Source organism: Mycobacterium sp. IDUB_1 (assembly GCF_055419625.1).
Genome location: NZ_JBVAYA010000001.1, coordinates 292,902 through 301,806 on the forward strand (window position 1 = coordinate 292,902; position 8,905 = coordinate 301,806).

At 67.1% G+C, this 8,905-nt stretch carries 11 protein-coding genes; 8 read left to right on the forward strand and 3 right to left on the reverse strand.

The features are described from left to right. Window positions 1-4 precede the first annotated feature (4 nt). Genes wzt through wzm form a run of 3 tightly spaced genes read left to right on the forward strand, consistent with a single transcriptional unit; the run spans window position 5 to window position 2,566 of the window. Window positions 5-817: a galactan export ABC transporter ATP-binding subunit Wzt/RfbE gene (gene wzt / locus ACZYYX_RS01505; RefSeq protein WP_463812630.1), complete on the forward strand. Its 813-nt coding sequence runs from the start codon at window positions 5-7 to the stop codon at window positions 815-817. Further along, window positions 810-1,739 (forward strand): galactofuranosyltransferase GlfT1, encoded by a 930-nt coding sequence (gene glfT1 / locus ACZYYX_RS01510; protein WP_463812631.1) that lies wholly within the window; start codon window positions 810-812, stop codon window positions 1,737-1,739. Before wzt ends, glfT1 begins: the two co-directional genes overlap by 8 nt. Beyond that, window positions 1,736-2,566 (forward strand): galactan export ABC transporter permease subunit Wzm/RfbD, encoded by an 831-nt coding sequence (gene wzm / locus ACZYYX_RS01515; RefSeq protein ID WP_463812632.1) that lies wholly within the window; start codon window positions 1,736-1,738, stop codon window positions 2,564-2,566. The genes glfT1 and wzm overlap by 4 nt, the downstream gene beginning before the upstream one ends. 3 nt (window positions 2,567-2,569) lie before the next feature. Here wzm and ACZYYX_RS01520 read toward each other — a convergent pair whose 3' ends face one another. Continuing rightward, complete coding sequence (locus ACZYYX_RS01520) at window positions 2,570-3,004, reverse strand: pyridoxamine 5'-phosphate oxidase family protein (protein WP_463812633.1); 435 nt, start codon at window positions 3,002-3,004, stop codon at window positions 2,570-2,572. A 62-nt stretch (window positions 3,005-3,066) separates the two neighbouring features. After that, window positions 3,067-3,525: a carboxymuconolactone decarboxylase family protein gene (locus tag ACZYYX_RS01525; protein WP_463812634.1), complete on the reverse strand. Its 459-nt coding sequence runs from the start codon at window positions 3,523-3,525 to the stop codon at window positions 3,067-3,069. Between the two features lie 49 nt (window positions 3,526-3,574). On the opposite strand from ACZYYX_RS01525, the gene pdxR reads away from it, so the two are divergent. Together pdxR and ACZYYX_RS01535 are read left to right on the forward strand one after the other, a co-directional pair. Next, a complete protein-coding gene (pdxR, locus tag ACZYYX_RS01530; protein WP_463812635.1) occupies window positions 3,575-4,975 on the forward strand; it encodes a MocR-like pyridoxine biosynthesis transcription factor PdxR in 1,401 nt (466 codons plus the stop codon). Window positions 4,976-4,984: 9 nt separating this feature from the next. Further along, on the forward strand, window positions 4,985-5,476 hold the full coding sequence (locus ACZYYX_RS01535) for a nitroreductase/quinone reductase family protein (RefSeq protein WP_463812636.1): 492 nt from the start codon (window positions 4,985-4,987) through the stop codon (window positions 5,474-5,476). A gap of 57 nt (window positions 5,477-5,533) precedes the next feature. On the opposite strand, the gene ACZYYX_RS01540 is transcribed toward ACZYYX_RS01535, so the two are convergent. Then, a complete protein-coding gene (locus ACZYYX_RS01540; protein WP_463812637.1) occupies window positions 5,534-5,926 on the reverse strand; it encodes a hypothetical protein in 393 nt (130 codons plus the stop codon). A 55-nt stretch (window positions 5,927-5,981) separates the two neighbouring features. Here ACZYYX_RS01540 and ACZYYX_RS01545 point away from each other — a divergent pair, with 55 nt between their 5' ends. The 3 genes from ACZYYX_RS01545 to ACZYYX_RS01555 are packed head-to-tail and all read left to right on the forward strand — an operon-like array spanning window position 5,982 to window position 8,904. Then, entirely contained in the window at window positions 5,982-7,436 is a 1,455-nt protein-coding gene (locus tag ACZYYX_RS01545) for an HNH endonuclease signature motif containing protein (RefSeq protein WP_463812638.1), read from the forward strand. Between the two features lie 41 nt (window positions 7,437-7,477). Continuing rightward, window positions 7,478-7,873 (forward strand): GtrA family protein, encoded by a 396-nt coding sequence (locus ACZYYX_RS01550; RefSeq protein ID WP_463814757.1) that lies wholly within the window; start codon window positions 7,478-7,480, stop codon window positions 7,871-7,873. After that, window positions 7,870-8,904 (forward strand): hypothetical protein, encoded by a 1,035-nt coding sequence (locus ACZYYX_RS01555; protein ID WP_463812639.1) that lies wholly within the window; start codon window positions 7,870-7,872, stop codon window positions 8,902-8,904. The genes ACZYYX_RS01550 and ACZYYX_RS01555 overlap by 4 nt, the downstream gene beginning before the upstream one ends. Window position 8,905 lies beyond the last annotated feature (1 nt).

Genomic DNA, 8,905 nt, shown 5'->3' on the forward strand with positions numbered 1-8,905 from the left:
ATCGGTGAGCAGTCCCCACAACTCGTCGGAACCGTTCATCGAGACGCGTAATGCGTGGGTGGAGTTTCCGATCTTCGACGCCAAGACGCGCTCGCTGAAGAAGGCCTTCCTCGGCAAGGCCGGTGGCGCGATCGGGCGCAACGACTCCAACGTCGTCGTCATCGAGGCGCTGCGCGACATCACGATGTCGCTGAAGATGGGCGACCGGGTCGGTCTGGTCGGGCACAACGGAGCCGGCAAGTCGACGCTGCTTCGCCTGCTCTCCGGCATCTACGAACCCACCCGGGGAGTGGCGACGGTGCAGGGCCGGGTGGCTCCCGTGTTCGACCTGGGCGTCGGCATGGACCCGGAGATCTCCGGCTTCGAGAACATCATCATCCGGGGTCTGTTCCTCGGGCAGACACGCAAGCAGATGCTGTCCAAGGTCGACGAGATCGCCGAATTCACCGAGCTGGGGGACTACCTGTCCATGCCGCTGCGGACCTACTCGACCGGTATGCGTGTGCGATTGGCAATGGGTGTGGTGACCAGCATCGATCCGGAGATCCTGCTGCTCGACGAGGGCATCGGAGCGGTCGACGCCGACTTCCTGAAGAAGGCGCAGACCCGATTGGCCGATCTGGTGGCCCGGTCGGGAATCCTGGTGTTCGCCAGCCATTCCAACGAGTTCCTGGCCCGGTTGTGCAACACCGCGATGTGGATCGACCACGGCACCGTGAAGATGGAGGGCGGCATCGAGGACGTGGTGCGGGCCTACGAGGGTGAGGACGCCGCACGGCACGTGCGGGAAGTCCTGGAGGAAACCGCGCGTGGGTGACGTCTTCGTCGATGAGCGCTCGCGCGAAGAGCAGACCATATGCGCGGTGGTGGTGACCCACCGCCGTCCCGACGAGCTCACGAAGTCCCTCGACATCGTGGCGTCGCAGAGTCGCCGGCCCGACCACCTCATCGTCGTCGACAACGATGCCGACGACCGGGTGCGCGATATCGTTGCCGGACAACCGATTCCGACAACCTACCTGGGTTCGCAGCGCAATCTGGGCGGCGCGGGCGGTTTCGCGCTCGGCATGCTGCACGCCCTGGCGCTCGGCGCGGACTGGGTGTGGCTGGCCGACGACGACGGCCGCCCGGCAGACAGCGAGGTGCTGGGCACCCTGCTGAGGTGCGCCGACCGACACGGCCTGGCCGAGGTGTCGCCGATGGTGTGCAACCTCGAGCACCCCGAACGGCTGGCCTTCCCGCTGCGCCGCGGACTCCAGTGGCGGCGCCTGGTCAGCGAATTGCGTACCGACGGAAGCGGAGACCTGCTGCCGGGCATCGCATCGCTCTTCAACGGCGCCCTGTTCCGCGCGTCCACGATCGAGGCGGTGGGCGTGCCGGATCTGCGACTGTTCATCCGCGGCGACGAGACCGAGGTGCATCGGCGGCTGATCCGAACGGGCCTGCCGTTCGGCACCTGCCTGGACGCGGTGTACCTGCATCCATGCGGGACCGAGGAATTTAAGCCGATCCTGGGCGGCCGCATGCACACCCAGTACCCCGACAACGACGCCAAACGGTTCTACACCTACCGCAACCGCGGCTACCTGCAGTCGCAACCCGGCATGCGCCGACTCGTCGCCCAGGAGTGGCTGCGCTTCGGCTGGTACTTCCTGGTGTCGACGCGCGACCCCCGCGGCTTCGCCGAGTGGATTCGGTTGCGGCGGTTGGGACGACGAGAGAGGTTCACACGGAAATGACGTTCACCGATGCCGCAGCGCAATCGAGGACGTTCACCCGGGCCTGGGCCGACCTGGTCGGCGGCTTCGGCAAGCGTGAGCTCTGGTTTCACCTGGGCTGGCAGGACATCAAGCAGCGCTACCGGCGTTCGGTGCTCGGCCCGTTCTGGATCACCATCGCCACGGGCACGACCGCCGTCGCGATGGGTGCGTTGTACTCGAAGCTGTTCAAACTCGAACTGTCCGAACACCTTCCCTACGTCACACTCGGGCTGATCATCTGGAACCTGATCAACGCCTCGATCCTCGAGGGCGCCGAGGTGTTCATCGCCAACGAAGGTCTGATCAAACAGCTTCCGACGCCACTGTCGGTGCACGTCTACCGCCTGGTGTGGCGGCAGATGATCCTGTTCGCGCACAACATCATCATCTTCGTGATCATCGCGATCATCTATCCCAAGCCCTGGAAATGGACCGACCTCGCCGTCATCCCTGCACTGGGTCTGATCGCGTTGAACTGCGTCTGGGTGTCACTGTGTTTCGGCATTCTCGCGACCCGCTACCGCGACATCAGCCCCCTGCTGAACAGCCTGGTGCAGCTGCTGTTCTTCATGACACCGATCATCTGGAACGAGTCCACACTGCAGGCCCAGGGCGCCGGACACTGGGCCAAGATCGTCGAACTCAATCCGTTGCTGCACTACCTCGACATCGTGCGGGCGCCTCTGCTCGGCGCGGATCAGGAACTGCGGCACTGGGTCGTCGTGCTGGTGCTGACAGTGCTCGGCTGGGTGTGCGCTGCGCTGGCGATGCGCCAGTATCGCGCCCGGGTGCCGTACTGGGTGTGACCCTCAGCTGACCAGCGCGGTCTGGTCAGGCTCCGGGCCGAACACGAACCGCCGGCCGGTCACCGTGTGCGGGGTGACTCGCACATAGCGCAATTTGCGGGTCGCGATCCACGGATACAGCCCAGCGCGTTCGGCCTCGGCGATCTCGGCTGAGGTGTGGAGAAGCTTGGCTGTCCCGCGGACCACAACGCTCCACCCCTCAGCGGCATTGTGGTCATCCGCCTCGAACACGACGTTCTCGTTGAGCACAGCGGTCAACAATTTGGTGCCCTCGGCAGTGCGGAACAGCAGGGTCTTGTGCTGGACGACGTAGTTGACCGGGAAGATCTCGGTCCAACCGCCGACGGTCGTCACCAATCTGCCGAGGGTGAGTCCGGACAACAGCTGCCAACTCTGCGCCTCGGACAGTTCGGTCACCGGGGTGGTTGTCGCATCCATGCCCACCATGCTCGTCGGCGGCGACGTCTGGCCGTAGGGTCCAACGGCACTTCTTCGGCGGATCAGCGGCGGGGCGGCGGGGCCTGGACCGCGGCGTTGATCCGGTTCCACGCGTTGATGGTGACGGCCATCGCAATGACCTGGCCGAGCTCACGCTGGGTGAACGCCTCGGCCGCGATGGCGTAGACGTCCTCGGGGACGCCGTGATCGCCGAGCACCGTGAGGGATTCGGTGAGTGCGAGCGCGGCCTGCTCGCGCGCGGTGAAGAGGTCGCCGGCTTCGGTCCACGCTGCGAGCACGTCGATCTTCTGGTCGCTCACGCCGATTTTGCGCGCATCGCGGGTGTGCATGTCCAGGCAGAACGCACACCGATTCATCTGCGAGGCGCGGATTTTGATCAGCTCTCCCAGCTCGGGTTCGACGTCCTTGGCCGCGGCGGTGGACAGCGCCATCATCGCCTCGTAGAGCTCCGGCGAGCTCTTGTAGATCGGGAATCTCGGGCCCTTCAGCGTCTGTGTCATGTCATCGACACTATGCGGCAAAAGCCCGTTCTGATGGTTCAATCGAGTGATGGTTTCATGGGCCAATTCGGGTGCGCGGGATCTGCACCTCGAGCTGCGGGACGTGCTGACCCCGGGTGCGCGCGGCGCCAAAGACGCGGTGATCGTGGCGTTGCGCGACGCGGCGCGATCCGGTCGGCTGCCGCCAGGCACGATGCTGCCTGCGTCGCGCACGTTGGCCGCCGATCTCGGACTGGCCCGCAACACGGTCGCCGACGCGTACGCCGAACTCGTCGCCGAAGGGTGGTTCGCATCCCGCCAGGGCGCAGGCACCTGGGTGTTGAACACTGCCCAGCCGCACAGCGGTACCCGCCCGCGGGGAAGGTCCGTCACTCCGGTGCACAACCTCATGCCCGGCTCTCCGGATGTGTCCGAGTTCCCCCGAAGCCAGTGGATCACCTGTACGCGTCGCGCGCTCACCGTCGCGCCGAACGAGGCACTGCACATGAGTGACCCCCGCGGCCGTGTCGAATTGCGTTCTGCCCTGGCGGGTTACCTGGCCCGAGCACGCGGCGTTCGAACGTCCGTCGACTCGATCGTGATCTGCGCCGGGGTGCGTCAGGGGGTGGAACTGCTGAACCGCGTGCTCGGCGGACCGCTCGCGGTCGAGGCATACGGGCTGCACCTGTTCCGTGACGCGATCACGGCGGCGGGCGGAACGACGGTACCGATCGCCGTCGACGGTCACGGTGCAGTCGTCGAGGAACTGGAGGATCTCGACGTCACGGGAGTCCTTCTGACTCCGGCACACCACAATCCGCTCGGCATGCCGTTGCACCCATCGAGGCGCACCGCGGTGGTCGAATGGGCGCGCCGCACAGGTCGTTTCGTGCTCGACGACGACTACGATGGGGAGTTCCGCTTCGACCGTCAACCCGTGGGCGCACTGCAGGCGCTGGACCCGGGACGGGTCTGCTACCTCGGTTCGGTCAGCAAGAGCCTCTCGCCCGCCTTGCGGCTGGGCTGGCTGGCTCTGCCGGAGGAACTGGTCGATCCGGTCGTCGAAGCCGCTGGCGGGCAACAGTTCTCCGTGGACGTGATCAACCAGCTGACCCTCGCTGATTTCGTAGCGCACGGCCACTACGACCGCCACATCAGGCGGATGCGCGGACGATACCGCCGACGCAGGGACCTCACGGTTGCTGCGCTCGCGCCGTTCGACGTGGCTACGGCAGGGTTGGCGGCCGGGCTCAACCTGTTGGTGACGTTGCCCGACGGAATGGAGGCCGAGGTGATGCGCCGGGCCGGTGAGGCCGGCATCGCCCTGACCGGGTTGTCGATCCTGCGTCACCCTGACGCCGAGATCGACGACCGCGACGGCATCGTCGTCGGATACGCCGCACCGCCCGAACACGCCTTCGGCGCGGCGATTGCGGCGCTATGCGACGTGCTCGAGGCGGCGGGGCTGTAGCGTCTGTCCATGGCGGATCGGCGCCCGATGAGGCTTTACGAACGCACCCTGGAACGCTTCGCCCGCACCCCGGTCGGCTACTGGTACGTGACGCAGCTTGCGCCGCACATCGATCCGCCGCTGTTGCGGCTCACCGGCGGACGGATCAGCAGCATCTTCCCTGTGCCGGTGATGTTGCTGACGACCACGGGCGCCAAGACAGGCCTCCGACGGACGCTGCCGTTGCTCTACGTCGTGGAGGAAGGCTCCCTCCTCGTGATCGCGTCCAACTACGGTCGTCCGGGCCATCCGGCGTGGTACCGCAACCTCAAAGCCAACCCCCGCGTCGACGTTCTGGCCGGCAGCCGTAGCGGCGCATACCTCGCGTCCGAGATCACCGACCCCGGTGAGCGCGCCGAAGCCTGGGCGAAGGCGCTGGACGTCTACGCCGGATACGCCGATTACGAAGTGCGAGCCGGGAATCGGATCATTCCCCTGATCCGGCTGAGGCCGTCGACATGACAAAGGGCGCCCCTCGTGGGGGCGCCCTTTGCGTTTCCGAGGGGGGATCTCGGAGGACTACTTCACCGTGACGTAGATCGTCTGGTTGATCGTCGAGCGGTTCGAGTCGCCATTCGAGGTGCCGAACGGTTCGGCGCCGCGTTGGATCGGGCCGCGGGTGACGGAGACGACCGACGCCTCATCCAGCGGTGCACTGGACTGGCGGGTGACGACAACGCGATTGCCCTGCGCTTCGAGCGCACTGATGGTCTGCTCGGCGTCGCCTCCGGTCGGAGCGGCGAACGCGGGGGCGGCCAAGCCCAGGACTCCGGCAGTCAGGGCGGCGGCGGTAACGGTGGTGATGGTGAACTTCTTCATTGTCTTGCCCTCTTCTGGTTTTCGATCGTGGTGATCTGATATCTGGAACCCGCCCGTCCCCCAAAACATTTCGGGTGGCAGGAATTTGATCATCGGTGGCAGAAACACATGACTGAGACTTGTCGGGGGCGCCGGTATACTCGAACATGTGTTCGAAGAACCGGATCTGCGTCGGCTCAGCGCCGCTGATCTGATCGACGCCGCCCAGCACTGGGCACGCGAAGAGAACGCGGCCGCGGCGCGAAAGATGGCGGTGATGGCCGAGTTGTTCACCCGGCGCACCGGCGTCGACGCCGAGGACCGCTCCGGATGGTGGCTCGATCCCGACGCCGCGGTCGCCGCCGAGGTGGCACCGGCCGTGGGCATCACTCGGGAGCTGGCACTGCACCAGATCCATCGCGCGGTGGCGCTGCGAGACCGGATGCCCCGGGTGGCGGCACTGTTCGCCGACGGACTGATCAGCGATCTGCTGATCCGCAAGATCGTCTATCGCACAGGGTTGGTCACCGACCCCGCGGTGATGGCCGAGGTCGATGCGGCGATCGCAGCCCACGTCGGTCGCTGGGGGCAGCTCTCGGAGAAGAAGCTCGAGCAAGCCATCGACGCGACCGTGCTGGCTCACGATCCGATCGCCGTGCGCCAGGTGGTGGAATCGTTGGCGCGGCGGCGTGTCGAGTTCGGCTCGCCCTCGGACGCGCCGGGTTTCACCAGCGTCTGGGCGCTGCTACCGGCCGCCGACGCCGTCGCGCTGCAGGATCGCCTCGAGGCGATCGCGCACACCGTATGCGCTGCGGACCCGCGCACCCTGGAGACCCGCCGAGCCGAGGCACTTGCCGCCGTCGGCGCCGGGCTCGAGGCTCTGGCGTGCCAGTGCGGTCTCGACGACTGCGACGCCGCCGCGGCACCCAGGCCGACGCGCAACACGACGATCTACGTAATCGCCGACAGCGCGACCGTGGACCACGCAGCCGCGCAGGAGCCCGCACCCGCCCGTGAGGACAAGCCGGCCCTGATCTTCGGGTCCGGCATCACGCCGTCAGAAGCGCTGGACCCGCTGCTGGCGCGCGCGAGGTTGCGTCAGGTCACCCATCCCGGTGACGCTCCGCCCGAAGATCACTACGTGCCGTCTCGGGCCCTCGCGGAGTTCATCCGCTGCCGCGATGTGACGTGCCGCTTCCCCGGCTGCGACGTGCCCGCCACCGAGGCCGACATCGACCACACGGTCCCCTATCCCGTCGGGCCCACCCACGCGTCGAACCTCAAGGCGCTGTGCCGTTTTCATCATCTTCTGAAGACATTCTGGGCTGGCGCCGAGGGATGGCAGGACCGCCAACTTCCCGACGGCACGGTGATCTGGACCAGCCCCACCGGACACATCTATTCGACGCATCCGGGCAGTCGGGATCTGTTCCCGTCGCTGTGTCGGCCGACCGGCGTCCTGTGGGACGGCGACCCGCCACGACCGTCGGCGTGCGAGGCGCGCGGCGTGATGATGCCGAGGCGCCGGTACACCCGCGCTCACAACCGTGCCCGTGCGGTCGCTGCCGCCCGCCGCCTGAACGAGCAACACGGAGCGCACGCCCACGCACCACCACCGATCTGAACAGGTGGTGGCCGTAAGCTGCCCGGGTGGCCGAGCCCCCGCTGTCACCGCAGCTGCCGTTGACGACGCAGATCTGGCGCTTCGTCCTGACCGGCGGGCTGTCGGCGATCGTGGACTTCGGTCTGTACGTCGCGCTGCTCGCCGCCGGGTTGCACGTCAACGTCGCCAAGACGCTGAGCTTCATCGCCGGGACGACGACGGCCTACCTGATCAACCGACGATGGACGTTCCAGGCACCGCCGAGCCGATCGCGCTTCATCGCGGTGGTGCTGCTGTATGCCGTCACCTATGCCGTGCAGGTCGGCATCAACTATGTCTTCTACATGCAGTTCGAGAACCAGCCGTGGCGGGTGCCGGTCGCGTTCGTCATCGCTCAGGGCACTGCGACCGTGATCAACTTCATCGTGCAGCGCGCAGTCATCTTCCGGCTGCGATGACCGCCGGCCCGGCAGCGCACACTGCGCTCGTCACGGACGGTTGGCACGCCGTCGTGCGCCGGTCCGCACCGGCACTGGCCGCCTGGGCCACGCTGATGCTGCTCGAGCTCTACGTCCTGATCGCCTCAGGTGACCAGGACATCGACATCAGCACCTCTCCCTCCTTTGCCGACTGGTCGGTGCTCGTGGTGCTGGCGGCGCTGCTGCCCCTGATGGCCGTCGTCGCCTTCGCCGTGAGCCGCGTCGCGAGTCCGCGAGTGCGTGCGCTGATCGCGTGGGGCTCGATAGCCGTCGGCCTCGCATCGGACACCTACCAGGCCGGCGGGTGGACGGCCTTCGGGACCGAGGCCGTCGACGTGGTCGTCATCCTGGTGATCCTGGCCGCGACCGGCTCAGGGCTCGGCGCGATCCTCGGGTGGGCGCTGCGCACCACCTTCACTCACCTGCGCTCGGCGGGCCAACTGTTCGCGCGGGCGCTGCCGGTGGTCCTGCTCACCCTTCTGGTGTTCTTCAACAACACCGTCTGGTACATCTCCGCCAACCTCGAGACCACCCGGATCTGGCTGCTGGTCGCAGGCATGGCTGCGATCGCCCTGGCCTTCACGGTCACCGAGTCGCGCCACGCCTGCCGCCCGCTGCTCGCCGAGGCCGAACCTGCACTGCGGCGCACGGACCAGGTGAAAGTCGTCGCGGTGGTGTCACTGGCCCAGTGCATCCAGGCGCTGGTCCTCGCCCTGGTCACCGGCGTGATCTTCTTCGTCATGGGGCTGGTGGTGCTCAATTCCACGGTGCTCGACCACCTGACGGACGGCAATCCCGCGCGCAGCCAGTGGCTGGACATCGCGCTGCCGGTCGACCAGGCGCTGGCCCACATCACGATCGTCCTGGCCGCGATGACGTTCATGTACCTCAGCGCCCGCGCGGCCACCGATGCCAAGCACCGCGCGGACTTCGTCGACCCGCTGCTCGACGACGTCCGCGCCACACTCGCGCTGCACCGACCGGCCGCCGCGAAGCGGTACCCTCTGTGAC